Origin of the sequence: Streptomyces sp. JJ36 (assembly GCF_021696945.1) — a bacterium.
In the GTDB taxonomy this organism is placed as follows: Bacteria; Actinomycetota; Actinomycetes; order Streptomycetales; family Streptomycetaceae; genus Streptomyces.
In genome coordinates this window covers 13,445-40,057 of the sequence record NZ_JACYHE010000054.1, presented here as the reverse complement: position 1 = coordinate 40,057, position 26,613 = coordinate 13,445, and the positions used below count along the sequence as shown (strand labels likewise).

The window sequence follows — 26,613 nt, the reverse complement described above, 5'->3', positions numbered from 1 at the left end:
CCGGCCGCCGCCCCGCCCGGAGCCGGGCTCCCCGGTCGCGCCCGCGCCGGTCCGCGCCGCCGCCCTCGCCCGGCGCCCGCCGAGCCACTCCGCGGCCCACTCCGGCGGCTCCGGACCCTCCCGCACAGCCGGCTCGCCTCCCGCCCACAGCAGGAGCAGGCCGAGCGCGTGCTTGCACGGGAACTTCCGGCTGGGGCACGTGCAGCGGTACCCCGGGGCGTCGCCGCCACCGACGTCGATCACCGTCCGGTAGGGCCGGCTGCCGCTGCCCCGGCACAGCCCCCAGACCGCTCCGTCGCCCGTGCCCGCCTCCGACCACGGCTCCGGAGCGGCGAGCCTGCTGCCGTGCTTCCGTGACGAGGCGTCGGGCGCCAGCGCGAGAACCTGTTCCGCCGTCCAGCGGACCCCGTCTCCACTCATGTCCGCGACGCTACGGCTCACCACTGACACCCGCCGCCGACCTGCGGTGACGCCCGGTCAGGGCGGCGTTGTCAGTGGTGTCGTGCACGGTGAGGGGCAGATCGGTCCACCGCTTGCCGAGGGGGAGTCGTGACCCAGAAGCCTGTGCTGCGCCCGCACGCCGAGGACGCCTTCGCCGACGAGCTGAAGGCGCTCGCGGCGGCGGACGACCGCCCGCGCCCCGAGCGCTGGCGGCTGTCGCCCTGGGCCGTGGCCACCTATCTCCTCGGCGGCACCCTGCCGGACGGCACCGAGATCACCCCGAAGTACGTGGGTCCGCGCCGCGTGGTGGAGGTCGCCGTCAGCACCCTGGCCACCGACCGGGCGCTGCTGCTCCTCGGGGTGCCGGGCACCGCCAAGACCTGGGTGTCGGAGCATCTGGCGGCCGCGGTCAGCGGCGACTCGACCCTGCTGGTGCAGGGCACCGCCGGCACCGCCGAGGAGGCCGTCCGCTACGGATGGGACTACGCCCGGCTGCTGGCGCACGGCCCCAGCCGCGACGCCCTGGTGCCCAGCCCGGTGATGCGGGCCATGGCGCAGGGCGGCACGGCACGGGTCGAGGAGCTCACCCGCATCCCGGCCGACGTCCAGGACAGCCTCATCACCGTGCTCTCGGAGAAGACCCTTCCCCTCCCCGAGCTGGGGGAGGAGGTGCAGGCGGTCCGCGGCTTCAACCTCATCGCCACCGCCAACGACCGCGACCGCGGGGTCAACGAGCTCTCCAGCGCCCTGCGCCGCCGGTTCAACACCGTGGTGCTGCCGCTGCCCGCCACGGCGGAGGCCGAGGTGGACATCGTCAGCCGGCGGGTCGACCAGATCGGCCGTTCCCTGGAGCTGCCCGCCGCGCCGGACGGCATCGAGGAGATCCGCCGGGTGGTCACCGTCTTCCGCGAGCTGCGCGAGGGCGTCACGGATGACGGCCGGACGAAGCTCAAGTCGCCCTCCGGGACGCTCTCCACGGCGGAGGCCATCTCCGTGGTGACGGGCGGCCTGTCGCTGGCGGCGCACTTCGGGGACGGCGTGCTGCGCGCCGGCGACGTCGCCGCCGGGATCCTCGGCGCCGTCGTCCGCGACCCGGCCGCGGACCGGGTGGTGTGGCAGGAGTACCTGGAGGCGGTCGTGCGGGAGCGCGAGGGCTGGCAGGACTTCTACCGCGCCTGCCGCGAGGTGTCGGCGTGAGCGGGCCGCTGCTGCTCGGGGTGCGCCACCACGGCCCGGGCTCCGCCCGCGCCGTGCGCACGGCCCTGGCGGCGTACGCACCGCGGGTGCTGCTCGTGGAGGGTCCGCCGGAGGCGGACGAGGTGGTCGCGCTGGCGAAGGAGCCGGCGGGCGGCGCACCCGGAGAGGGCATGCGGCCGCCGGTCGCGCTGCTGGCGCACGTGCGGGACGAGCCGGGCCGGGCGGCGTTCTGGCCGCTGGCCGCCTTCTCGCCGGAGTGGGTGGCGATCCGCTGGGCCCTGGAGCACGACGTGCCGGTCCGTTTCATCGACCTGCCGGCCGCGCACACGCTGGCCCTCCCCGCGGAGGATCCCGGGTCTCCCGGCCGGCCCTCCGCCCCGGAGCCCGCGGGACCGGGCGGGACCGCACCGGAGGACACCGCACCTCACGGCGGCGTCCCGGATGCCGCGGTCGCCCCGGAGGGCCCGCCCGTCCCGGAGACGGACGCCCCCGGAGCCCCGCCGTCCGGCGGCGCGGAGCTGCGACTCGACCCGCTCGCCGCCCTCGCCGCGGCCGCGGGATACGACGACCCGGAGCGCTGGTGGGAGGACGCCGTCGAACACCGTGCGGCGGGCGGTGCACCGGCCAGTGGCGGAACCGGGGAACGCCCGGTGCCCGCCGACCCGTTCGCACCGTTCGCCGCGCTCGGAGAGGCCATGGCCGCCCTGCGCGAGCGGCACGGGGACGGCGGCCACCGCCGCGACCTGCTGCGCGAGGCGCACATGCGGCTGCGCCTGCACGAGGCACGGCGGGAGTACGGGCCCGACGGCGTCGCCGTGGTCTGTGGCGCCTGGCACGTGCCGGCCCTGGCCCGCAAGGCGGCCGTCACCGCGGACCGCCGGCTGCTGCGCGGGCTGCCCCGGGCCAGGGTCGAGGTGACCTGGGTGCCGTGGACCCACCGCCGGCTCGCCCGGCGCAGCGGCTACGGCGCGGGCATCGACTCCCCCGGCTGGTACGGCCATCTCTTCGCCGCCCCGGACCGCCCGGTCGAGCGGTGGCTGACCCGGATCGCCGGGCTCCTCCGGGAGGAGGGCCGGGTGGTCTCCACCGCGCATGTGATCGAGGCGGTGCGGCTGGCCGGTTCCCTGGCCGCGCTGCGCGGGCGCCCGCTGGCCGGGCTCGGTGAGACCCTCGACGCCGCGCGCGCCGTGCTCTGTGAGGGCTCGGAGGTGCCGCTCGCCCTCATCCGGGAGCGGCTGGTGGTGGGCGACGCGCTGGGCCGGGTGCCGGAGGGGGCGCCGGCCGTGCCGCTGCAGCGCGATCTCGCCCGGCTGCAGCGCTCGTTGCGGCTCCGGCCGGAGGCCCGGGAGCGGGAGCTGGAGCTGGACCTGCGCCGGGACACCGACGCCGCCCGCAGCCGCCTGCTGCACCGGCTCCGGCTGCTCGGGGTCGAGTGGGGCGTGCCGGCCGGGCCGCGCACCGGCAGCACCGGCACCTTCCGGGAGAGCTGGCGGCTGCGCTGGGAGCCCGAGCTGTCCGTGCGGCTGGCGGAGGCCGGCGTCTGGGGCACCACCGTGCTCGCCGCCGCCACCGCACGGGCCACCGCGGAGGCCGGGTCGAGCGCCGAGCTGGGCGGGATCACCGCCCTCGCCGAGCGCTGCCTGCTCGCGGAACTGCCGGAGGCGTTGCCGGTGGTGATGCGGGCGCTCGCCGACCGGGCCGCGCTCGACTCCGATGTGGGCCGCCTCGCCCAGGCCCTGCCCGCCCTGGTGCGCGCCCTGCGGTACGGCGACGTGCGCGGCACGGACGCCGGCGCCCTGGCCGAGGTGGCGCGGGGCCTCGCGGAGCGCGTACGGGTCGGGCTGCCGCCCGCCTGCGCGGGGCTGGACGCGGAGGGCGCCGCCGAGCTCCGTGACCACGTGGACACGGCGCACCGGGCCGTCACCCTGCTCGCCCGGGAGGGGGCGGAAGGCCGGGAGGCGCCGCCTCCCGCAGGCGACCCGGCCCCGGCCACCGGGCGGTCTCCCCGGGACGACCCCGGAGCGGGGCGGCGGCCCGTACCGCAGGAGCAGCCGGACGGGCGGCGCGGAGACGACGGGCTGCTCGACCGCTGGCACGGCACGCTGCGCACCCTGGCCGCCCGGGACCGCGTGCCCGGCCTGATCCGCGGGCGCTGCGCCCGGCTGCTGCTGGACGACGGCCGGCTGCCCGACGACGAGGCGGCGCGCCTGATGGGCCACGCGCTCTCGCCCGGTACCCCGCCGGCGGACGCGGCCGCCTGGGCGGAGGGCTTCCTGGCGGGCGGCGGGATGCTCCTCGTCCACGACGAGCGGCTGCTGGCGCTGGTCGACGCGTGGCTGGCGGGGGTGCCGCAGGAGGCGTTCACGGACGTGCTGCCGTTGCTGCGCCGGACGTTCGCCGCCTACGAGGCCGGGGTGCGGCGGACGCTGGGCGAGCTGGTGCGGCGCGGGCCGGCCGGCGGTGCCCGGGTCGCGCCGGGCGCCGCGGAGGGCTTGCCGGGGTTCGGTCCCGGTCTGGACGAGGAACGCGCGGACGCCGTGCTGCCGGTGCTGCGGCTGCTGCTCTCGGGCGGCCCGGGCGGCAGGGAACCGGGCGGCCCGGGCGCCGCCGCGCCGGGGAGCGGCGGTCACGGCGGCCGCACGGGGAGGGCCGCGTGAACCGGGCACAGCGGCCCCCGCGTGCCGGAGCGGCGCACAGCGACGAGGAGACACGGGGCGGGACACCGACCCGGGAGGGGAACGCCATGACGGTGGAGACCGGCGGCCGGGAGGAGCGGCTGCGCCGCTGGCGCCTGGTGCTGGGCGCCGACGGGGAGGACGGCGGCACCGGCGGCCCCGGCGCTCTCGGCGGCGCGGACGCCGCGATGGACCGCACGCTGGCCGCCCTCTACGGCGGCGAGGGCGCCGGTGCCGCCCGCTCCGGCGCGCGCTCCGCCGGACTCGGGGGTTCCGCCCCGCGGGTGGCGCGCTGGCTGGGCGACGTCCGCAGCTACTTCCCCAGCTCGGTCGTGCAGATCATGCAGCGCGACGCCATCGACCGGCTCGGGCTCTCCTCGCTGCTGCTGGAGCCGGAGATGCTGGAGGCCGTCGAGCCGGACGTGCATCTCGTCGGCACCCTGCTCTCGCTGAACAAGGCCATGCCGGAGCAGAGCCGGGAGGCGGCACGGGCCGTGGTGCGCACGGTCGTGGCCCGGCTGGAGCGGGAACTCGCCCAGCGGACGCGGTCGACCCTGACCGGCGCCCTGGACCGCGCCGCCCGCACCCACCGCCCCCGGCACCGGGACATCGACTGGGACCGCACGATCCGGGCCAACCTCCGGCACTACCTCCCGGAGTACCGCACGGTGGTGCCGGAGCGGCTGCTCGGCCACGGCCGTGCCGCCCGCGGGGTGCAGAAGGAGGTGATCCTCTGCCTCGACCAGTCCGGGTCGATGGCGGCCTCCGTCGTCCACGCCTCCGTCTTCGGCGCGGTGCTCGCCTCGATGCGTGCCCTCGACACCCGGCTGGTCGTCTTCGACACCGCCGTCGCCGACCTCACCGACGAACTGGACGATCCGGTGGAGGTGCTCTTCGGCACCCAGCTCGGCGGGGGCACGGACATCAACCGCGCGCTGGCCTACTGCCAGTCGCGGATCAGCCGCCCGGCCGAGACCGTGGTCGTGCTCGTCAGCGACCTCTACGAGGGCGGCATACGCGACGAGATGCTCCGGCGGGTCGCGGCCATGAAGAGCGCGGGTGTCCAGTTCGTCACGCTGCTCGCGCTCTCCGACGAGGGCGCGCCCGCCTACGACCGGGAGCACGCGGCGGCCCTCGCCGCGCTGGGCGCCCCGGCCTTCGCCTGTACCCCGGACCTCTTTCCCCAGGTCATGGCGGCGGCACTGGAGAAGCGCCCGCTGCCGCTGCCCGCGGAGTGAGACCCCACCCGGGGCTGCGCGCTACCGTGACACCGGGGCCGCCCGCTGTGACCGTTGTCACCGCGCCGGTGTGACCTGGAATTTAGGAAGCGCAGAGCCGCAGGGCTAACCTGCAAGGCGGACATGCCGCGCGCCACCGGCGACGCCGCGGCCACGCGGCACGCCCACGCTGACAACGACCGCGATACCACTGATTAAGGGGACGGACGCGCGTGGACCTGTTCGAGTACCAGGCGAGGGACCTCTTCGCCAAGCATGACGTACCGGTGCTGCCCGGTGAAGTCATCGACACGCCCGAGGCGGCGCGCGAGGTGACCGAGCGACTCGGCGGTCGCGCGGTCGTCAAGGCGCAGGTCAAGACCGGCGGCCGCGGGAAGGCCGGCGGCGTGAAGCTGGCCTCCGACCCGGACGACGCGGTCGACAAGGCCGGGCAGATCCTGGGGATGGACATCAAGGGCCACACGGTCCACAAGGTGATGCTGGCGCAGACCGCCGACATCGTCGACGAGTACTACGTCTCCTTCCTGCTCGACCGGACCAACCGCACCTTCCTGGCCATGGCCTCCGTCGAGGGCGGCGTCGACATCGAGGAGGTCGCGGCGACCAAGCCCGAGGCCCTCGCGAAGATCCCGGTGGACGCCATCGAGGGCGTCACCGAGGCGAAGGCCCGCGAGATCGTCGAGGCCGCGAGGTTCCCCGCGGAGATCGCCGACCAGGTGGTCTCCATCCTGCAGCAGCTCTGGGCCGCCTTCATCGCCGAGGACGCGCTGCTCGTCGAGGTGAACCCGCTGGTCAAGACGGGCGACGGCCGGATCATCGCGCTGGACGCCAAGGTCTCGCTGGACGCCAACGCCGAGTTCCGTCAGCCGGACCACGCGGCCCTGGAGGACAAGGCGGCGGCCGACCCGCTCGAGGCCGCGGCCAAGGCGAAGGGCCTGAACTACGTCAAGCTCGACGGCCAGGTCGGCATCATCGGCAACGGCGCGGGTCTCGTCATGTCCACCCTGGACGTCGTCGCGTACGCCGGTGAGGCACACGGCAACGTCAAGCCCGCCAACTTCCTCGACATCGGCGGCGGCGCCTCCGCGGAGGTCATGGCCAACGGCCTGGAGATCATCCTGGGCGACCCGGACGTCACGTCCGTGTTCGTCAACGTCTTCGGCGGTATCACCGCCTGCGACGCGGTCGCCAACGGCATCGTGCAGGCCCTGCAGCTGCTCAAGTCCAAGGGCGAGGACGTCACCAAGCCGCTCGTCGTGCGGCTGGACGGCAACAACGCCGAGCTGGGTCGCAAGATCCTGACCGACGCCGACCACCCGCTGGTCCAGCAGGTCGACACGATGGACGGAGCGGCCGACAAGGCCGCCGAGCTGGCCGCGAAGTAACCGAGGACGAGGACACCGACAACCATGGCTATTTTCCTGACCAAGGAAAGCAAGGTCATCGTCCAGGGGATGACCGGCTCCGAGGGGCAGAAGCACACGAAGCGCATGCTGGCCTCCGGCACCAACATCGTCGGCGGCGTCAACCCGCGCAAGGCGGGCACCACCGTCGACTTCGACGGCACCGAGGTGCCGGTCTTCGGCGGCGTCAAGGAGGCCATGGAGGCCACCGGCGCCGATGTGACCGTCGTCTTCGTCCCGGAGAAGTTCACCAAGGCCGCGGTCATCGAGGCCGTGGACGCCGAGATCCCGCTCTGCGTGGTCATCACCGAGGGCATCGCCGTCCACGACACCGCGCACTTCTGGGCGTACGCAGGCCAGAAGGGCCACCGGACCCGCATCGTCGGCCCGAACTGCCCCGGCCTGATCTCCCCCGGCCAGTCCAACGCCGGCATCATCCCGGCCGACATCACCAAGCCCGGCCGTATCGGCCTGGTGTCGAAGTCCGGCACGCTGACCTACCAGATGATGTACGAGCTGCGGGACATCGGCTTCTCCACCTGCGTCGGCATCGGCGGCGACCCGGTCATCGGCACCACCCACATCGACGCGCTGAAGGCCTTCGAGGCCGACCCCGAGACCGACCTGATCGTGATGATCGGTGAGATCGGCGGGGACGCGGAGGAGCGTGCGGCCGACTTCGTCAAGGAGAACGTCTCCAAGCCGGTCGTCGGCTACGTCGCCGGCTTCACCGCCCCGGAGGGCAAGACGATGGGCCACGCCGGTGCGATCGTCTCCGGCTCCTCCGGCACCGCGCAGGCCAAGAAGGAGGCGCTGGAGGCCGCGGGCGTGAAGGTCGGCAAGACCCCGTCCGAGACCGCGCGTCTCGCCCGGGAGCTGCTGGGCGGCTGACGCCCCGCGCGCCGTGCGCGCCCCGCCCGAACGGGCCCGTGAACCCCGGCCACCGGGAGCGTCACGGGCCCGTCGGCGTGTCCGGGTGCCGTTGCCGGAGTGCGGCTCCGTGGTGGCCCTCGGTCCGGGCCGGGTGGCCGGCTACGGGGACACGTACGGCGGCGGGAGGGGTGAGGGCGGATACCCGTCCGGCCCCTCCGGCAGCGCCCCCGCCCACGGCGGCGGGGACGGCGCCGGTGTGTGCGGGGGCGGCGACGGCGCCGGTGAGGGGCCGGCACCTGTCCCGGAGAGCAGCCCCGCCGCGCCCGGCAGGGGCCGTTCCGTTCCGGTGTCCTCGGCGCTCATCCGCACCCGGCGGTTGGCGGAGCGGAGGTGCGGCGCGTACGGTTCCCCGTCCTCCCGGACGCCCGGCAGCCCCGGTGTCCGCCCCAGCGCCACCGCAGCGCCCCTGCCCGCGCCGCCCGGTCCCGCGGCGTCGCCCGCGCCGGCGTCCAGGAGGACGGCGCTGCCGGCCGCCGTCGCCAGCGCGGCCGTCAGCGCACAGGCCGTCCGCGTCCAGCGCCGCGCAGTCCACTCGGCACCGGCACGCAGCCGCGGGGCGGGTGCGGTCCGGACGGGGTGGGCGGCGCCCAGCTCCCGCAGCCGTGCCGCCAGCAGCGCCGGACGGGCGTGCGGTGCGGCTCCGGCGAGTTCCGGCACGCCCGCGCCGAGTGCCTCCCGGGCATGCTCGACGCGCCGGACGGTGGCGGCCGTGCTGGCCTCCGTCTCGGCGGCCGTGGCGGCGAGGGACACGCCGAGCCCGTCGTGCAGCAGCACGGCCCGCCGGGCGGGGGCGGGCAGGGCCAGCAGCGCCTCTTGCAGCATCCGGTCGCACGGCGGACCGGCGTGCGCCTGCGCCCTGCGGCGCCGGCCCGGGGGGAACCGGAGCCAGGGGGAGAGGGCCTGGTCGTGGACGGCGGCCCGCACCCAGCCGACGGGATCCCGGTCCACGGCGACCGCCGGCCAGTGGTGCCAGGCAAGGTGGAAGGCGCGCACCACGGCCCGCTCGGCGAGACGCCGGTGGCCGCAGAGGAGGTAGGCCTGACGGGTGAGGGCCCGGGCGCAGTGCGCGTGCAGCAGGTCGAAGGCCTCCTCGGGGGAGCCGGGCCGTGGGCTCGCGGCGCTCCCGCCCCGCGGCCGCCCGCCACCGCCGGCCTGCGGTTCTGCCCTGCCGTGGCTCCGCGGTCGTGCGGTGCTGCCGGTCCGTGAGCGTGCGCTGTCGCCGGTCCGCGGCTTCGAGCCACCGCCGGCCCGCGGTCCTGCGCCCGCGCCGGCTTGGGGCCGCGCTCCTCCGTTGCTCCGCGGGTGCGTCCTCGGCGTCCCGTGCTCCTGTCGTGCCGTCATGCCTGCCTCTTCCCACGAGGGTTGGCGCGTGCTCCGGCCTCCTCCCGGAATTGTGTGAAAAGACGCAAAGCGTTCCATCGAACGACACGGCGATATGTGGCACGTACCACCACACAGCGGGACACATTGGCAGCATGACGCCGTGCGTCCACTGACCGAAGCCCCTCCCGTGCTCCACCCGGACGGCCCAGCCGTCCCACGCCGCGGCTCGGCCGCCGCCGTGCGGCTCCTCGGCGGCGCCGTCGCCGCCGGTCTGGGTCTCGGTGCGCTCACCGTGCTCGTCGTCGTGCTGTGGATCTCCTCCCCCTACCCCGACAGCGGCCCGCACGGCGCCCTGCACATCGCCGTCGACCTCTGGCTCCTGGCCCACGGCGCCGGCCTGGTGCGCACCGGCTCCGGTGGCGGCGCGTCGGTGCCCGTCGAGCTCACTCCGCTGCTGCTCACCCTGCTGCCCGCCTGGTTGCTGTGGCGGGCCACCCGGGGCGCGCTCGCCGAAGCCTTCGCCCCGGCCCGGGCGGAGGCGGTACGTGCGGCCGCCTGGGTCTCCACCGGGTATCTGCTGGTCGGCGCGGTCGCCGTCTGGTACGCCACGGACGGCCCGGTCCGCGTGGACCTGCTCAGCGCCGGGGTGCGCCTGCCGCTGGTCACGGTCGGCGTCACCGGGCTCGCCGCGTGGGCCGCGCTCGGCCGTCCCGCGCCCGCCCTCCCGGCCGTCGTCCGGCCCGTGCGCGGCGCCTTCGCGGAACGCCGCGGCGCCGGCGCGCGCCGGTACGGCACCCTGCGCGTGCTGACGGCCGCGCCCCAGGCGGTGGCGGTGCTGCGTACCACCGTCACCGGGGTGCTGCTGCTGGTCAGCGGCGGCGCAGTGCTGCTGCTCGCCGGGCTCGCCTGGCACACCGAGGCCGTGCACGAGGCCCTCGGCGGCCTCACCGGCTCCTGGTCCGGGGCGCTCGCGGTGCTGCTGCTCACCCTGGCCCTGGCCCCGAACGCCGCCGTGTGGGCCGCCGCCTACGGCCTGGGGCCCGGGTTCACGCTCGGCGCGGGCAGCGTGGTGGCGCCGCTCGGCGCCGGCGGGATGCCCCGGCTGCCGCACTTCCCGCTGCTCGCCGCGCTGCCCGGCGAGGGGCCCGGTTCGCCGCTGACCTGGTCCGCCGCCGCCGTGCCGCTCGTGGCCGCGGTCGCGATGGGACGCAGCGCGGCGCAGGCGGCGGTACCGCTCCGCGGGGCGCGGGACAGCGCCCTGACCCCGCGGGTCACGGCGGCCCTGGCCGGGCTGGCCGCGGTGGGCTGCGCGCTGGTGATGGCGCTGCTCGCACTGCTCGCGGGCGGCGCCCTCGGCAACGGGCAACTGGCCCACTTCGGGCCGGTCTGGTGGCTCGTCGCCCCGGCGACGCTGGCTTGGGCGGCAGGGGTCGGGGTGCCCACCGCCCTCGCGATCCGCGCCTGGCGCCTGCGACCGCGGCGCGGAGCGACGCCGGTGGGTGCGGGCGTGGGCCGGGGCGGTGCTCCGCCGGGCGGGGTGGGGCCGCGTGCGGAACCGGCCGGCGCGGGGCCGAGCGGTGCGGGGCGGGGCGGTGCGGGGCGGGGCGGTGTGGCAACGGGCGGCCGGGGGCCGGGCGGTGCGCACGCGGATGCGGGCACGGGAGCCGGTTCGCGGTCTGGGTGGCGCAGGCCCCGCCGGGCCGGAGCGGCTCCGGCCCCGCAGGGTGCCGGGGGCCGGGCGCGCAGGGCGGAGCAGCAGGACGACTGGCACAGCACCGCGGCGCGCCGCACCCGCTGGGCGGCCCTGAAGGAGGCCTCCGGCGGCCTCGTCCCGGACTTCCCGCCCCGACGCCGCGACTGACGCCCCACACTTCAGGGAGGCCGGCGTGGAGCGAGGGCGGTGGGGCGAGCGCCCACGCAGCGGAGCCGGTGCTCCGCGGGGTCGCGACTGCGGGCCGGTGGGTGGTTGCGGTCACGGCCCGGCCCCGGGCCGGGCGGGCTCAGCCCTGGTTCTCGAGGAAGGGGCGGAGGTTCTCCGGGAGCAGGTCCTTGCACTCCTCCCGGGAGGCCGTGGTCAGCGCGTCCTGGCGGCAGGTGTAGTACTCCTGGTAGACCATCTGGAGCGTGAACGTGCCCGCCACGATGGCCAGTGTCAGTCCGGCCGCGACCAGGCCGCTGATCGCGGCCGAGGTCTTCGCCTTGGCGGCCTGCGCGGGCGTGACGGCGACCGGCACCGGCGGCCCGCCGCGCCCCGTACGGCCGGTGTCCGGTGCGGAGGCACGGTCGGTGCCGGCCACGTCCTCGGCCGTCGCCCCGGCGTCCCCCCTGTTTCCGGAGCCGCCCGCACCGCCCGTGCCCTGGCGGGGCTTGCCGCGCAGCGCGTTGATGCCCCAGTAGAGCGAGAGGGCACCCAGCAGCAGGGCCAGTTCCATGATGCCGAAGAGGGCGAAGAAGAGGCCCCAGATGCCGGCGTGCAGTGCGTAGCGTGCGTGTCGCTGGAGCGGGTCGGTGGGGTCCCATCGCAGGCCGCGGCGGCCGCCGCGGCCGAAGCCGTTGCCCTCACCGTTGCCGCGGTCCGGTCCGGTGGGCGGTCCGCCGAAGCCGCCGCTCTGCCGGCCGGGCTGGCGGGGGCTCCACTGGCTGCCCCAGCGGGAGGGACGTCCCTGTTCCGGGGCGTCGCCGCGGTCGTCGCCGTCCTCGCCGCGGCCGTCGCCGGTGCCGCCCGTCCCGGTGGTGTCGTCCTGCTCCGCTCCGGGACGCCGCGGCTGCCAGGGCCGGTCGGGCGTGCCCTCGGGCGGTGGGGCGAAGGGGTTGTCCTCCCGCGTGGCTCCCGCGTCGCGGCTCCGCCGGTCGCGCCACCCCCGGGCCTCGCGGTCCTCCGGCGCCTCGCGGTCGCCCCGCGCTTGGCGCCCGTCCGGTGCTCCGCGGTCCTCCGGGGCCTCTCCGCCGTCACCGCCGTCACCGCCGCGGTCCGCGGGGGCCTCCCGGTCCTGCGGCTCCGGTCCGGTCTCCGGGGGCGTGCCGGGCCCACGGTGCTCCTCGGGCTCGTGGGGAGGATCGGCATGGGCCGCCTGGTGGCGGCGTCGCTCGGTCATGTGGTGTGTTTCTTCCCCTAGCTCTTCCCGTGGCTCTTCCCGCGTCTGCTCTTCCTGCGTCGCCGAGTCGTCGCGTCGGACACGCCCCTGTGTGCCCGACGCTACCTGTCCGGCCGGTCCTCCCGGCACCCGACCACCTCCACGGGGAGGGGCGCCGGGCGGTCCCGCTCGCCCGGCCGGGGGCGTCCGGTCAGGTGCCGGTATCGTGGCCGACGGTCGGCCGCTTCGTAGAGTTCCCCGGAATCCTCCGCTCTACGAACTTGTACGACCACACGAATCCGCTCGCAGGAGAGAAAGAGCCCCGTCGTGGCCGCGCCCCGCAACCGCCCCGCCCGTCTCGTCGTGCTCGTCTCCGGTTCGGGCACCAACCTCCAGGCCCTGCTGGACGCCGTCGCGGCGGAGGGCCCGGACGGGTACGGCGCCGAGATCGTGGCCGTCGGCGCCGACCGGAGCGGCATCGCCGGGCTGGAGCGGGCGGAGCGGGCGGGCCTGCCCACGTTCGTGGTCCGGCTCGGGGATCACCCGGACCGGGCGGCGTGGGACCGGGCGCTGACCGAGGCGACCGCGGCCCACGCGCCGGACCTGGTGGTCTCGGCGGGGTTCATGAAGATCGTGGGGGAGGAGTTCCTGGCACGCTTCGGGGGGCGGTTCGTCAACACCCACCCCGCGCTGCTGCCGAGCTTCCCCGGTGCGCACGGTGTGCGCGACGCGCTCGCGTACGGCGTGAAGGTCACCGGATGCACCGTCCACTTCGTCGACGACGGCGTCGACACCGGCCCGATCATCGCCCAGGGCGTGGTCGAGGTCCGGGACGAGGACCACGCGGACGGAGGAGCCGCTCTGCACGAGCGGATCAAGGAAGTCGAGCGACGGCTGCTCGTCGAGGTCGTCGGGCGCCTGGCCCGTGACGGCTACCGCATTGAGGGACGAAAGGTACTGATCCCGTGACCGCCACCGACACCGGATACAGCGAGAAGCGGCCGATCCGCCGCGCACTGGTCAGCGTCTACGACAAGACGGGCCTGGAGGAGCTGGCCCGCGGGCTGCACGAGGCGGGCGTGGAGCTGGTCTCCACCGGGTCGACGGCGCGGCGGATCGCGGACGCCGGGGTCCCGGTGACCGGTGTGGAGGAGCTGACCGGTTTCCCGGAGTGCCTCGACGGCCGGGTCAAGACGCTGCACCCGCGGGTGCACGCCGGCATCCTGGCGGACCAGCGGCTCGCCGACCACCGGAAGCAGCTCGCCGAGCTGGACGTACGGCCGTTCGAGCTGGTCGTGGTGAACCTCTACCCCTTCCGGGAGACCGTCGCCTCGGGTGCCTCGCCCGACGCCTGCGTGGAGCAGATCGACATCGGGGGCCCCTCGATGGTCCGTGCCGCCGCCAAGAACCACCCCTCCGTCGCCGTGGTGGTCAATCCGGACCGCTACCCGGACGTGCTGGCGGCCGCCCGGGACGGCGGGTTCGGGCTGGCGGACCGCAAGCGGCTGGCCGCCGAGGCCTTCCGGCACACGGCGGAGTACGACGTGGCGGTCGCCACCTGGTTCGCCTCCGGCTACGCCGGCACCGGCGAGGGGACGGACACGGGTGAGGAGCCGGACACCGCCGCGCCCGGCGTCTCCGGGACGCCGGACTTCCCGGGCTTCCTGGGCAGCACGTACGAGCGGGTCCGCACCCTGCGCTACGGCGAGAACCCGCACCAGCCCGCCGCCCTCTACGCCTCCGGCGGCGGGGGCCTGGCCCGGGCGGAGCAGCTGCACGGCAAGGAGATGTCCTACAACAACTACACGGACACCGAGGCCGCCCGCCGTGCCGCCTACGACCACGACCAGCCCTGCGTCGCGGTGATCAAGCACGCCAACCCCTGCGGCATCGCGGTCGGTACGGACGTCGCGCAGGCGCACCGCAAGGCGCACGCCTGCGACCCGCTCTCCGCGTACGGCGGTGTGATCGCGGTGAACCGCCCGGTGAGCGTGGCCATGGCGGAGCAGGTGGCGGAGATCTTCACCGAGGTGATCATCGCCCCGGAGTACGAGGACGGCGCGGTCGAGGTGCTGGCCCGCAAGAAGAACATCCGGGTGCTGCGCTGCCCGGAGCCGCCGGCGACGGCGGTCGAGGCCAAGCCGGTCGACGGCGGTGTGCTGCTCCAGGTCGCGGACCGGCTGCAGGCGGAGGGGGACGACCCGGCGCACTGGAGCCTGGCGGCCGGCGAACCGCTGGCCGGCCCGGAGCTCGAGGAGCTGGCCTTCGCCTGGCGCGCCTGCCGGGCGGTGAAGTCCAACGCGATCCTGCTGGCCAAGAACGGCGCCACGGTCGGCGTCGGCATGGGGCAGGTGAACCGGGTCGACTCGGCACGGCTCGCGGTGCAACGGGCGGGCGAGGAGCGGGCGGCGGGCGCCTATGCGGCCTCGGACGCGTTCTTCCCCTTCCCCGACGGGCTGGAGGTCCTCACCGGGGCGGGCGTGCGTGCGGTGGTGCAGCCGGGCGGCTCGGTGCGGGACGAGGCGGTGACGGAGGCCGCGCGGGCGGCCGGCGTCACGCTGTACCTCACGGGCACGCGCCACTTCTTCCACTGAGCCCGCCGGGCTCTCTCCGCGTTCCGGGGCCGCACCACGCGTACGGCGTGCTGCGGCCCCGGGTCTTGGGCCGGGTGCGCTGCGGCGGTCAGTCGGACTTGACGACGAGGGTGCCGCAGACCTTGTCGGCGAAGGTCTGCCGCTTCTCGTCCCACAGCGGCCACAGGTAGCCGATGTAGCAGGGCAGCCCGTCGAGGATATGCGCGAGCCGGCGGACGAAGGCCATGCCGAAGCCGAGCGGCTGCCCGGTCTCCTCCTTCAGCAGCCGGGTGCCGACGGCCTTCTTGCCCGGCGACTGGCCGGTGGTGCCCTCCTGGTGGATCAGCCACAGACCGATGCCGATACCGACCAGCACGCCGAGCAGCATGATGACGCCGCCGGTGCCGCCGCCCATCGCGCTGCCGATGCCCACGAGGATGCCGTACGGCACACCGATGATGAGGCCGTCGATCAGGAACGCGCCCACCCGGTAGAGCCAGTTGGCGTACTCCGGGGCGCCCTGGCCGTAGCCGTAGCCCGGCTGCTGCGGGTAGCCGTACGGCTGGCCGCCCTGCGGCGGTACGCCGGGCTGGCCCTGCTGCGGGTAGCCGTAACCGGGCTGGCCGGGCTGGCCGCCCTGCTGCGGGTAGCCGTAGCCCGGCTGCTGCGGCTGCCCGTACGGCTGCTGCGGCTGGCCGTAGGGCTGCTGGGGCGGCTGCTGGCCGTAGGGGTTCTGGGGCTGGCCGCCGGGCGGCGGTGGGTAGCTCACGAGTGGTACCTCCGAGCGGAGCTGGGGGACAGGGGCCGACGTGCCGGGGAAGTGCGGGCCCGCCCCCGCAGTGATGCTGCGTGAGGTGCGTCTGGTGCCCCGTTCACACGTGTGCCTCCCCCGGTGCGGGCGCCGTCGCCGGAGGAACTCCTCACGGCGGCCGTGGCGCCGGTGCTCAATCGTGGTGGCCCCACCGTGATCGTGTCCAGCGCAGACGTTCGGTTGTGGCGAATCCGCAACGCCGTCCCGGGCGGTGCTGTGCCGGTTTGCCCGGTTCGGGACGCACCTGACTGGAGACCGGCGGTCCGCATCCGGGAGGATGGAGCCATGACCGCCCAGATTCTCGATGGCAAGGCCACCGCGGCCGCGATCAAGTCGGATGTCGCCGCCCGCGTCGACACGCTCCGGGAGCAGGGCGTCTCGCCCGGCCTCGGCACGCTGCTCGTCGGGGACGACGTCGCCAGCCGGAAGTACGTCGCGGGCAAGCACCGTGACTGCGCGCAGGTCGGCATCGCCTCCATCCAGCGCGAGTTGCCCGCCACGGCCTCGCAGGAGGAGATCGAGCAGGCCGTGCACGAGCTGAACGACGACCCGGCGTGCACCGGCTACATCGTCCAGCTCCCGCTGCCGCGCGGCATCGACACCAACCGCGTGCTCGCCCTCATGGACCCGGAGAAGGACGCCGACGGGCTCCACCCGACTAGCCTGGGACGGCTGGTGCTGAACGAGCCGGGGCCGCTGCCGTGCACCCCGAACGGCATCATCACGCTGCTGCGGCACCACGGCGTGGAGATCGCGGGCGCCCATGTGGTGGTGGTCGGCCGCGGGATCACCGTGGGGCGGTCGCTGCCGCTGCTGCTCACCCGCCGCTCGGAGAACGCCACGGTGACCCAGTGTCACACCGGCACCCGGGACATGCCGGGGCTGTTGCGGCAGGCCGACATCGTGGTGGCGGCCGCGGGCGTGCCGCACCTGGTGAAGCCGGAGGACGTGAAGCCCGGCGCGGCGGTGCTGGACGTCGGGGTGAGCCGGGACGAGGACGGCAAGATCGTCGGGGACGTGCACCCGGGCGTCGCCGAGACGGCCGGGTGGATCTCGCCGAACCCGGGCGGGGTCGGGCCGATGACCCGGGCGCTGCTGCTCCAGAACGTCGTCGAGGCGGCGGAGCGCCAGGCCGCGACCGCCGGCTGAGCCGCACCGGACCGGCCGGGGCGCGGCGGGCCCGCCCGGGACCGGGAACGGGCGTCGCGCCCGGCGGCGTCCTTCCGTACGACGGTTCCGCAGCGGCGGATTCCGGGCGCGGCGGGTCTCCGGACGCGACGGCCCGCATGCCGCACTGCCCGCCACCGCGGCTCCCGAGAACCGCAGCTCCTCAGCACCGCGCCTGCCCCGCGCACCCCCGAGAACCAGGAGAACCCACCGATGGCCGGAGAGAACGCGGCGTCCCGCACCCCCTCGGCGCACGGCCCCGGCACGCCCGCCGCAGCGGACGCCAGCCCCGCCCGGGCCGGGCGCTTCCCGGCCGCGACCCGGAGCACGGCCCGCCCCGAGGGCGGGGGGCGGGCCGCCCCGGGCGACGCCCCGGCCCCGTACCGCCAGTGGCCGTTGCTCGCGGTGTGCGCGGGCGTGCTGACCGGGCTGCTGGTGACGCTGGCCGAGTTCCGTGCGGGCACCCTCGTCGTCGGCGCGTCGCTGCTCGCCGGCGGGGTGCTGCGCTGGGCGCTGCCCTCGGTGGGCATGCTGGCGGTGCGTTCGCGCTTCACCGACCTGGTGACCTACGGGGTCCTGGGCACCGCGATCACTCTGCTGGCGATGATGGCGCAGCCGGAGCCCTGGGTGACCATCCCGTTCCTGGACGACGTCGTGCACTTCACGGTGCGCTGACCCGCCGCGGGCGCCCGGGACGCCGCGAGCCCGCGACCGGCCGTCCGTGGTGGAAGTGTGGAGTTCCGGTGACGGCTCTCGGGGGACCCGGGGTAACACCGTGTGCCCGCGCATGTCCCTCCAGGCGGCGGGCAGGCGAACGACACACCACCCCCCACGGGTGCCAACCCGGGGCAGCCGCCCGCCGTCCCCCTCCTGGAGCGGGCGGCTGCCCGTGGGTCACGGCCGTCGGATAGCCTGACACGAGGTCTCTTGACATAGAGAGATCTACCGCCACCGTCAGGTTCAACGGAGATCGCCATGACCCGCACTCCCGTCAATGTCACCGTCACCGGCGCCGCCGGGCAGATCGGCTACGCGCTGCTCTTCCGCATCGCCTCCGGACAGCTTCTCGGCGCGGACGTGCCGGTCCGGCTGCGCCTGCTGGAGATCCCGCAGGCGGTGAAGGCCGCCGAGGGCACCGCCATGGAGCTCGACGACTGTGCGTTCCCGCTGCTCCGCGGCATCGACATCACCGACGACGTCGACACCGCCTTCGACGGCACCAACGTCGCCCTGCTCGTCGGGGCCCGCCCGCGCACCAAGGGCATGGAGCGCGGCGACCTGCTGGAGGCCAACGGCGGCATCTTCAAGCCGCAGGGCAAGGCCATCAACGACCGTGCCGCGGACGACGTGAAGGTCCTCGTCGTCGGCAACCCGGCCAACACCAACGCGCTGATCGCCCAGGCGGCGGCCCCGGACGTGCCGGCCGAGCGGTTCACCGCGATGACCCGCCTGGACCACAACCGCGCGCTCTCGCAGCTCGCGAAGAAGACCGGTGCGCAGGTCTCGGAGATCAGCAAGCTCACCATCTGGGGCAACCACTCGGCGACCCAGTACCCGGACATCTTCCACGCCGAGGTCGCGGGCAAGAACGCCGCCGAGACCGTGAACGACGAGACGTGGCTGGCCGAGGACTTCATCCCGACCGTCGCCAAGCGCGGCGCGGCGATCATCGAGGCCCGCGGCGCCTCCTCCGCGGCCTCCGCCGCCAATGCCGCCATCGACCACGTCCACACCTGGGTCAACGGCACCCCGCAGGGCGACTGGACCTCCATGGGCATCCCCTCGGACGGCTCCTACGGCGTCCCGGAGGGCCTCATCTCCTCCTTCCCGGTCACCTGCTCCGGCGGTTCCTACGAGATCGTGCAGGGGCTGGAGATCAACGAGTTCTCCCGCACCCGCATCGACGCCTCGGTGCAGGAGCTCGCCGACGAGCGCGACGCGGTGCGCGGCCTCGGGCTGCTCTGACCGCGGCGCGGTCCCGCCGGCACGGGCCCGTACGGATGGTCACCTTCCGTACGGGCCCGTCGGCGTACCGGAGTCCGTGCAGCGCACAGCGTCGGCGTCGAGCTCCGCCCGCGCATCTGAGGGATATGCGCGGGTTCGGGGTTCTTCTCTCCCTTTGTCCCGATACGGGACCCCGGCCGCCGCTCGCAGGGCGTGAGGCGTGCCACTAATACGACCTGTGAAGACATGACCTGGGCCAAGTGGGGCAGGTGTTGCGCTTGGCCCGTACGCACAGGTGTACAGGCAGCAACATTTCGTACATGGAAGGCAGTACCCAAGGTGTCCGTAATCGAGAGCATTCACATCGACGGCGCGTGGCGGAAGGCCGCCGCCGGTGGCACCCGGGAGATCCTCGACCCGGCGGACGCCACGACTCTCGCTGTGGTCGCCGAGGGTGACCGGGACGACACCGACGCGGCGGTCGCCGCCGCCCGGCGCGCCTTCGACGCCGGGGAGTGGCCCGGCACCCCCACCGCGGAGCGGGCGGCCCTGCTCCGCCGGGTCGCCGGTCTCCTCCAGCGCGACCGGGAGGAGATCGCCCGCACCGAGTCCCGCGACACCGGCAAGACCCTGGAGGAGGGCCGGGTCGACGTGGACGACGTCACCGCCGCCTTCCGCTACTTCGCCGACCTGGTGATGCACGAGTCCGGGGGCCGCGTCGTGGACGCTGGCAGCCCCGACGTGCACAGCGTGGTGGTGCACGAGCCGGTCGGCGTCTGCGCGATGATCACGCCCTGGAACTACCCGCTCCTCCAGGCGAGCTGGAAGGTGGCCCCGGCGCTCGCCGCGGGCAACACCTTCGTCGTCAAGCCCAGCGAGGTCACCCCGCTGAGCACCCTTCATCTCGTGAAGCTGCTCGCCGAGGCCGGGCTGCCGGACGGCGTGGCGAACGTCGTCACCGGCGCCGGCGACCCCGTGGGGGCCCGGCTCTCCGAGCACCCGGACGTCGACCTCGTCTCCTTCACCGGCGGCCTGGTCTCCGGCACCAAGGTCGCCCAGGCGGCCGCCCCGACGGTGAAGAAGGTCGCCCTGGAACTCGGCGGCAAGAACCCGAACGTCGTCTTCGCCGACGCCTGCGCCACCGAGGAGGGCTTCGACCACGCCGTCGACCAGGCCCTCAACGCCGCGTTCATCCACAGCGGCCAGGTCTGCTCGGCCGGCGCCCGGCTCATCGTCGAGGACTCGGTCCGGGACCGCTTCGTCGCCGAACTCGCCGCCCGCGCCCGGAAGATCCGCCTCGGCCGCGGCACCGAGGAGGGTGTCGAGTGCGGGCCGCTGGTCTCCGCGGAGCAGCTCGCCAAGACCGAGGCGTACGTCGCCTCCGCGCTCTCCGAGGGCGCCGTGCTCCGCTGCGGCGGCGAGCGCCCCGAGCCCGGCCCGGCACGCCCGGCCACCGGCTACTTCTACTCCCCGACCGTGCTGGACAACTGTCACCGCGGCATGAGGGTGATCCGCGAGGAGACCTTCGGCCCGCTGCTCACCGTCGAGACCTTTCGCACCGAGGACGAGGCCGTGGCCCTCGCCAACGACACCGAGTACGGTCTCGCCGGCGGCGTCTTCTCCGCGGACACCGCCCGCGCCCGCCGGGTCGCCGCCCGGCTGCGCCACGGCACGGTCTGGATCAACGACTTCCACCCCTACCTCCCGCAGGCCGAGTGGGGAGGCTTCGGCAAGTCCGGAGTGGGCCGCGAGCTCGGCCCGCACGGCCTCGCCGAGTACCGCGAGACCAAGCACGTCTACGAGAACCTGCGTCCGGCCCCGGTGCGCTGGTTCGCGGGCTGACGCCCGCGCCCGTCCCCGTCCCTCCCCTCTCACCCCGCAAGGAGCAACACCCCCTATGCCCACCTATGACTACGTCATAGTCGGAGGCGGCACGGCAGGTTCCGTGCTCGCCTCCCGCCTCACCGAGGATCCCGGTGTGCGGGTCGCCGTCATCGAGGGCGGGCCGTCCGACGTGGACCGGCCCGAGGTGCTGACGCTGCGGCGCTGGCTCGGTCTGCTGGGCGGCGAGCTGGACTACGACTACCCGACCACCGAGCAGCCGCGCGGCAACTCCCACATCCGGCACAGCAGGGCCCGGGTGCTCGGCGGCTGTTCCTCGCACAACACGCTGATCTCCTTCAAGCCGCTGCCCGCGGACTGGGACGAGTGGGAGACGGCCGGGGCCAGGGGCTGGAACGCGGCGGCGATGGCGCCGTACTTCGGGAAGCTGAAGAACAACATCGTCCCGGTGGACGAGAAGGACCGGAACGCCATCGCCCGGGACTTCGTCGAGGCCGCCACCGCCGCCCTCGGCGTGCCGCACGTCGAGGGCTTCAACAAGAAGCCGTTCACCGAGGGCGCCGGCTTCTTCGACCTCGCGTACCACCCGGAGGACAACAAGCGCTCCTCCGCCTCCGTCGCCTACCTCCACCCGCACCTGGAGGCCGGCGACCGGCCCAACCTGGAGCTGCTGCTGGAGACCTGGGCGTACCGGCTGGAGCTGGACGGCGACCGCGTCACCGGCGTGCACGTCCGCGGGAGGGACGGCGCCGAGCGGCTGCTCACCGCCGACCGCGAGGTGCTGGTCTGCGCGGGCGCCGTGGACACCCCGCGGCTGCTGCTGCACTCGGGCATCGGGCCCGCCGCGGACCTGCGGGAGCTGGGGATCGAGGTCCGCCACGACCTGCCCGGCGTGGGGGAGAACCTGCTCGACCACCCCGAGTCGGTGATCGTCTGGGAGACCGAAGGGCCCATCCCGGACAACTCCGCGATGGACTCCGACGCGGGCCTCTTCGTCCGCCGGGACCCGGCCGCCCAGGGGCCGGACCTGATGTTCCACTTCTACCAGATCCCCTTCACCGACAACCCCGAACGACTCGGCTACGTCAAGCCCGAGCACGGCGTGTCGATGACCCCCAACATCCCCAAGCCGCACAGCCGCGGCCGGCTCTACCTCACCTCCGCCGACCCGGAGGCCAAGCCCGCCCTCGACTTCCGCTACTTCACGGACGAGGACGACTACGACGCGCAGACCCTCGTGGACGGCATCAAGCTGGCCCGCGAGGTCGCCCGGGCGGAGCCGCTGGCCACGTGGCTCAAGCGCGAGGTGTGCCCCGGGCCCGAGGTGACCTCCGACGAGGACCTCAGCGCCTACGCCCGCAAGGTGGCGCACACCGTCTACCATCCCGCCGGCACCTGCCGCATGGGCGCGGCCGACGACGCCCTCGCCGTCGTCGACCCCGAGCTGCGCATCCGCGGCCTGCGAGGCGTCCGGATCGCCGACGCCTCCGTGTTCCCCACCATGCCCGCGGTCAATCCCATGATCGGCGTCCTGATGGTCGGCGAGAAGGCGGCCGACCTCGTCCGAGAAGTCCCCACCACGGCACCGGGAGGTGTGGCGTGATGTCCGAGAACCCGACCGGCGCGCCGGAGATCAGCAAGGACACCGGACCGGTCTCCGGGCCGGAGCTCAGCAAGGACACCGGGCCGGTGTTCGAGATCCGCAACCTGTGGAAGGTCTTCGGGCCGAAGGCCCACAAGATCCCCGGCGACACGAGCCTGACCGGGCTGAGCGCCACCGAACTGCGCGCCCGTACCGGCTGCACCGCCGCCGTCCGGGACGTCTCCTTCGACGTCCACAAGGGCGAGGTCTTCGTGGTGATGGGCCTCTCCGGCTCCGGCAAGTCGACCCTCGTGCGCTGCCTCACCCGGCTCATCGAGCCCACCGCCGGCGAGTTGGTGATGGACGGCGAGGACGTCCGCGCCATGGACAAGAACCGGCTGCGCGAGCTCCGCCGGCACCGGGCGTCCATGGTCTTCCAGAACTTCGGCCTGCTGCCGCACCGCAGCGTCCTGGACAACGTCGCCTACGGTCTGGAGATCCAGGGCGTCGGCAAGGCCGAGCGCCGCGAGAAGGCCGCCGAGATGGTGGCCAAGGTCGGCCTGGAGGGCCTGGGCGAGCGCCGCCCGCGGGAGCTCTCGGGCGGCCAGCAGCAGCGCGTCGGCCTCGCCCGGGCGCTCGCCGTCGACCCCGAGGTGCTCCTCTTCGACGAGCCGTTCAGCGCCCTGGACCCGCTGATCCGCCGGGACATGCAGGAGGAGGTCATCCGGCTGCACCGGGAGGAGGGCCGGACGATGGTCTTCATCACCCACGACCTCTCCGAGGCGCTGCGCCTGGGCGACCGCATCGCCCTGATGCGCGACGGCGAGGTCGTGCAGCTCGGCACCCCCGAGGAGATCGTCGCCCACCCGGCCGACGACTACGTGCGTGACTTCGTCCGCGACGTGCCGCGCGAGCAGGTCATCTCGGTACGCCGCGCGATGCGCCCCGGCACCGCGGACGAGGCCGGTGCCGGCGCCGTGCTCACCCCGGACACGCTGGTCTCCGACGCCATCGAGGCCGTCGCCCGCACCGGCGACCCGGCCCGCGTGATGGACAACGGGCGGCTGCTCGGCGTCGTCGGCTACGAGGAACTGCTGGCCGTCGTCGCGGGGCTGGACGAGGACCCGGAAGGGGACCGCGGCCGGGAGGTGGCGCCGGCATGACCCCCACCGCCCGCCGCACCGTTCCGCCCACCGCACCGTCCACCGCGGGTGCCCCCGCGGACCGTCCGGGGAGGCGCACATGACCGCCCCGCCCACCGTTCCCGAGAAGGACCGCGTGCCCCCCTTCGGCGGCGGCACCACCCCCGGCGACGCCCCCGCCGAGAGCGGGCCCGGCCCGCTGGCGCGGCTGCTCGCCCGCCCGCGGGTGCTGGTCCTCACCGTCACCGTGCTGGTCGCCGTCGTCAGTGCCCTCGTCACCGGCGAGGGCACCTGGCCGCGGGAGTGGACCCTCGACGTCGAGGGCCCGCTGAACGACCTCGACGCCTGGCTGGTCGACAACCGCGACTCGCACTGGCTCTTCCTCTACTTCCTGCTGCACATCAGCAACAGCGCGCAGAGCTCCGTGGACTCCGTCATCGAGCTCTTCGACGCGCTCGGCTGGGTCGGCGTCACCGGCATCGGCACGCTGATCGCCTGGGCCGCGGGCGGCGCCGACTTCAGCCGCCGGGCCCTGAAGGTGGCCGGCACGGCACTCGCCGTCTTCGTGGTCTGCGGGCTGCTGGAGATGTGGGAGCCCACGATGGAGACCCTGGCCCTGATGACGGTCGCGGTCTTCGTCTCGGCCGTCCTCGGGCTGCTGCTCGGCCTGGCCGCCGGGCTCTCCGACCGCTTCGAGCGGCTGCTGCGCCCGGTGTTCGACACCATGCAGGTGATGCCGGCCTTCGCGTACCTGCTGCCGTTCCTGCTGATGTTCGGCATCGGCGTGCCCTCGGCGCTGATCGCCACGGTGATCTACGCGGCTCCGCCGATGGCCCGGCTCACTTCGCTCGGGCTGCGCGGCGCCGACCCGGCCGCCCTGGAGGCCTCCACCTCGCTCGGCGCCGGCGCCTGGCAGCGGCTGCGCACCGCGCGGCTGCCGCTGGCCCGCCGGGAGATGATGCTCGGCCTGAACCAGACCATCATGATGTGCCTGTCGATGGTGGTGCTCGCCTCACTGATCGGCTCCGGCGGGCTCGGTGACGAGATCTACCAGGCCCTCGGCGACATCGACGTCGGCGAGGCCCTCACCGCGGGCATCGCCGTGGTGTTGCTGGCCGTGCTGCTGGACCGTACGACCGCCGCCGCCGGCGAGCGCCTGGACGAGCACGCCGCACGCGGCACGGGCCTCGCCGCCCGGCTGCGCGGCTGGCCGGTCTGGACCCTCATCGCCGCGCTGACCGTGGTGCTGTCCTCGATCGGCACCCGCTTCTGGGAGCGCGAGTGGCCGGAGGCCTGGTCGGTGGAGATCGCCAACCCGGTGCAGGACGCCGTGGACTGGTTCATCGCCCACCTCGGCTCCGGCATCCCGGTCGTCGGCGGCACCGTCACCTGGGCCAAGGGCTTCACCGAGCTCGTGCTGAATCCGCTGCGCTCCGGGCTACTGGGCACCCCCTGGTGGGCCATGCTGCTGGTGGTCGCCGTGCTCGGCTGGCTCGTCGGCACCTGGCGGGCCGCGCTGAGCAGCGTGGTCGCGCTCGGCCTGATCGGCGCCCTGGGCCTGTGGGACCGCTCGTTCGACACCCTGTCCCAGGTGCTGGCCGGGCTCGCCCTGACGCTGCTCCTGGGCGTGCTGCTGGGCATCCTGGCGGCCCGCGCGGAACGGTTCTACCGGCTGCTGCGCCCGCTGCTGGACACGATGCAGACCATGCCGCAGTTCGTCTACCTGATCCCGGTGGTCGCGCTGTTCAGCCTCGGCCGTGCCCCCGGTATCGCCGCCGCGATGATCTACGCCCTGCCCGCGGTGGTCCGCATCACCGCCCAGGGCATCCGGTCCGTCGACCCGGCCGCGCTGGAGGCCGCCCGCTCGCTGGGCGCCACCGGCCGGCAGGAGCTGCTCCAGGTCCAGTTGCCGCTGGCCCGGCGCGCCCTGCTGGTCGCGGTCAACCAGGGCGTGGTCCTGGTGCTGTCGATGGTCGTCATCGGCGGCATGGTCGGCGGCGGCGCCCTCGGCATCGACGTGGTCACCGGTCTCGCCAAGGGCGACCTGGCGCTCGGCCTGCCCGCGGGTGTGGCCATCGTCTGCCTCGGCATCGTCCTGGACCGGCTCACCCAGCCGGCCCGCGCCCGGCACGCCTGATGCCGGGCCCCTACGCCCCCCACCCCGTTCAACCCCCGAAAAGAAAGAGCACCATGTACCACAGCAAGCGCATACGTTTCACCGTTCTGGCCGGCGCCGGTGTCGCCGGCATGCTCGCCCTGACCGGTTGCGGCGCCGCCGAGACCGGCGGCTCCAGCGGCGGCAGCGACAAGGTCACCCTGGCGCAGCCGTCCTGGGTCGGCGCGCAGGCCAACGTCGCGGTCGCCAAGAAGCTGCTCGAGGACGAGCTGGACGTGAAGGTCGACGTCCGGCAGATGGACGAGCCGGCCGCCTTCGACGCCCTCAACAGCGGCAAGGCCGACGCCATCCTGGAGGACTGGGGCGGCGTGCCGAAGAAGGAGAAGCTCTACGTCGAGGAGAAGAAGACCGTCGTCAACGCCGGCGGCCTCGGCGTGGAGGGCCACATCGGCTGGTTCGTGCCCAAGTACTACGCCGAGAAGCACCCGGACGTCACCGACTACAAGAACCTCAACAAGTACTGGAAGGACTTCCAGACCTCGGAGAGCGGCGACAAGGGCCAGTTCCTGGGCGCCGCCCCCTCCTACACCACCCATGACAAGGAACTGATCAAGAACCACGACCTGAACTTCAAGATCGTTCCGACTGGCAGCGAGGCCGCCGAGCTCAAGGAGATCAAGCGGCTCTACGACGCCAAGAAGCCCTTCATCGGCTACTGGTGGCAGCCGCAGTGGATGAACGCCGAGATCGAGATGGTCGAGGTGAAGCTGCCGCCGTACAAGGAGGGCTGCCTGGAGCCGGTGGAGAAGGCCACCTGCGGCTACGACACCCTGGAGCTGCAGAAGTACCTGAACGCCGACTTCGCCAAGAACGGCGGGGACGCGGCGCAGTTCCTGAAGAACATGAAGTGGAGCACCGACGACCAGAACAAGGTCGCGCAGATGATCGCCGGCGAGGACATGGACCCGGACGACGCGGCCGCCGCCTGGATCAAGGACAACAAGTCCACCTGGGAGAAGTGGCTCCCGAAGAAGTGACGTCCCGTCGCCGAGGGGCCCGGCCGGCCTGCCGGGTGGGGCCCTGACGGCGTGACGACCGGCACACCGCCCCCGGAACACCCCCTGTTCCGGGGGCGGTGGCGTTTCCGGCCCT

The 26,613-nt window shown here is 74.5% G+C and carries 20 protein-coding genes; 16 read left to right on the top strand and 4 right to left on the bottom strand.

Annotation, left to right across the window (positions count from 1 at the left end):
• A partial coding sequence (locus tag HOY81_RS19250; protein ID WP_237321703.1) for an SWIM zinc finger family protein occupies window positions 1-420 on the bottom strand: 420 nt, incomplete at its 3' end.
• Between the two features lie 129 nt (window positions 421-549).
• Here HOY81_RS19250 and HOY81_RS19245 point away from each other — a divergent pair.
• The 5 genes from HOY81_RS19245 (at window position 550) to sucD (ending at window position 7,845) form a co-directional block, all read left to right on the top strand.
• Complete coding sequence (locus HOY81_RS19245) at window positions 550-1,638, top strand: AAA family ATPase (RefSeq protein WP_237321702.1); 1,089 nt, start codon at window positions 550-552, stop codon at window positions 1,636-1,638.
• A complete protein-coding gene (locus HOY81_RS19240) occupies window positions 1,635-4,295 on the top strand; it encodes a DUF5682 family protein (RefSeq protein WP_308341123.1) in 2,661 nt (886 codons plus the stop codon). The genes HOY81_RS19245 and HOY81_RS19240 overlap by 4 nt, the downstream gene beginning before the upstream one ends.
• A gap of 86 nt (window positions 4,296-4,381) precedes the next feature.
• Window positions 4,382-5,551: a VWA domain-containing protein gene (locus HOY81_RS19235; RefSeq protein WP_237321705.1), complete on the top strand. Its 1,170-nt coding sequence runs from the start codon at window positions 4,382-4,384 to the stop codon at window positions 5,549-5,551.
• A gap of 212 nt (window positions 5,552-5,763) precedes the next feature.
• Window positions 5,764-6,936 (top strand): ADP-forming succinate--CoA ligase subunit beta, encoded by a 1,173-nt coding sequence (gene sucC, locus HOY81_RS19230; protein WP_237321701.1) that lies wholly within the window; start codon window positions 5,764-5,766, stop codon window positions 6,934-6,936.
• A gap of 24 nt (window positions 6,937-6,960) precedes the next feature.
• Entirely contained in the window at window positions 6,961-7,845 is an 885-nt protein-coding gene (gene sucD, locus HOY81_RS19225; RefSeq protein ID WP_237321700.1) for a succinate--CoA ligase subunit alpha, read from the top strand.
• Window positions 7,846-7,986: 141 nt separating this feature from the next.
• Here sucD and HOY81_RS19220 read toward each other — a convergent pair whose 3' ends face one another.
• Window positions 7,987-9,228 carry an RNA polymerase sigma factor gene (locus tag HOY81_RS19220; RefSeq protein WP_237321699.1) on the bottom strand — a complete coding sequence of 414 codons (1,242 nt, stop codon included), beginning with the start codon at window positions 9,226-9,228 and terminating at the stop codon, window positions 7,987-7,989.
• A gap of 142 nt (window positions 9,229-9,370) precedes the next feature.
• On the opposite strand from HOY81_RS19220, the gene HOY81_RS19215 reads away from it, so the two are divergent.
• On the top strand, window positions 9,371-11,071 hold the full coding sequence (locus tag HOY81_RS19215) for a DUF6350 family protein (RefSeq protein WP_237321698.1): 1,701 nt from the start codon (window positions 9,371-9,373) through the stop codon (window positions 11,069-11,071).
• A gap of 139 nt (window positions 11,072-11,210) precedes the next feature.
• Here the strand turns inward: HOY81_RS19215 and HOY81_RS19210 are convergent, their stop codons facing one another.
• Window positions 11,211-12,305, bottom strand: a complete 1,095-nt coding sequence (locus HOY81_RS19210; protein WP_237321707.1) for a hypothetical protein — start codon at window positions 12,303-12,305, stop codon at window positions 11,211-11,213.
• Window positions 12,306-12,611: 306 nt separating this feature from the next.
• Between HOY81_RS19210 and purN the strand changes: the two genes are divergently transcribed.
• Complete coding sequence (purN, locus tag HOY81_RS19205; protein ID WP_237321697.1) at window positions 12,612-13,253, top strand: phosphoribosylglycinamide formyltransferase; 642 nt, start codon at window positions 12,612-12,614, stop codon at window positions 13,251-13,253.
• The gene (gene purH, locus HOY81_RS19200; RefSeq protein WP_237321696.1) at window positions 13,250-14,878 is read left to right on the top strand and encodes a bifunctional phosphoribosylaminoimidazolecarboxamide formyltransferase/IMP cyclohydrolase; all 1,629 of its coding nucleotides are present in this window, start codon (window positions 13,250-13,252) and stop codon (window positions 14,876-14,878) included. The genes purN and purH overlap by 4 nt, the downstream gene beginning before the upstream one ends.
• Before the next feature lie 88 nt (window positions 14,879-14,966).
• On the opposite strand, the gene HOY81_RS19195 is transcribed toward purH, so the two are convergent.
• On the bottom strand, window positions 14,967-15,626 hold the full coding sequence (locus tag HOY81_RS19195; protein ID WP_237321695.1) for an RDD family protein: 660 nt from the start codon (window positions 15,624-15,626) through the stop codon (window positions 14,967-14,969).
• A 327-nt stretch (window positions 15,627-15,953) separates the two neighbouring features.
• Between HOY81_RS19195 and HOY81_RS19190 the strand changes: the two genes are divergently transcribed.
• From HOY81_RS19190 to HOY81_RS19155, 8 genes are all read left to right on the top strand, one after another.
• The gene (locus HOY81_RS19190; RefSeq protein WP_237321694.1) at window positions 15,954-16,817 is read left to right on the top strand and encodes a bifunctional methylenetetrahydrofolate dehydrogenase/methenyltetrahydrofolate cyclohydrolase; all 864 of its coding nucleotides are present in this window, start codon (window positions 15,954-15,956) and stop codon (window positions 16,815-16,817) included.
• Between the two features lie 231 nt (window positions 16,818-17,048).
• Window positions 17,049-17,510: a DUF3017 domain-containing protein gene (locus HOY81_RS19185; RefSeq protein ID WP_237321693.1), complete on the top strand. Its 462-nt coding sequence runs from the start codon at window positions 17,049-17,051 to the stop codon at window positions 17,508-17,510.
• Window positions 17,511-17,810: 300 nt separating this feature from the next.
• Window positions 17,811-18,800: a malate dehydrogenase gene (locus HOY81_RS19180; protein WP_237321692.1), complete on the top strand. Its 990-nt coding sequence runs from the start codon at window positions 17,811-17,813 to the stop codon at window positions 18,798-18,800.
• Between the two features lie 318 nt (window positions 18,801-19,118).
• Complete coding sequence (locus tag HOY81_RS19175; protein WP_237321691.1) at window positions 19,119-20,621, top strand: aldehyde dehydrogenase family protein; 1,503 nt, start codon at window positions 19,119-19,121, stop codon at window positions 20,619-20,621.
• 55 nt (window positions 20,622-20,676) lie between these two features.
• Window positions 20,677-22,224, top strand: a complete 1,548-nt coding sequence (locus HOY81_RS19170) for a GMC family oxidoreductase (protein ID WP_237321690.1) — start codon at window positions 20,677-20,679, stop codon at window positions 22,222-22,224.
• A complete protein-coding gene (locus tag HOY81_RS19165) occupies window positions 22,224-23,366 on the top strand; it encodes a glycine betaine/L-proline ABC transporter ATP-binding protein (RefSeq protein WP_237321689.1) in 1,143 nt (380 codons plus the stop codon). The genes HOY81_RS19170 and HOY81_RS19165 overlap by 1 nt, the downstream gene beginning before the upstream one ends.
• 79 nt (window positions 23,367-23,445) lie before the next feature.
• On the top strand, window positions 23,446-25,482 hold the full coding sequence (locus HOY81_RS19160) for a proline/glycine betaine ABC transporter permease (protein WP_237321688.1): 2,037 nt from the start codon (window positions 23,446-23,448) through the stop codon (window positions 25,480-25,482).
• A 53-nt stretch (window positions 25,483-25,535) separates the two neighbouring features.
• Window positions 25,536-26,498 (top strand): glycine betaine ABC transporter substrate-binding protein, encoded by a 963-nt coding sequence (locus HOY81_RS19155; protein WP_237321687.1) that lies wholly within the window; start codon window positions 25,536-25,538, stop codon window positions 26,496-26,498.
• The last annotated feature ends 115 nt before the right edge of the window (window positions 26,499-26,613 follow it).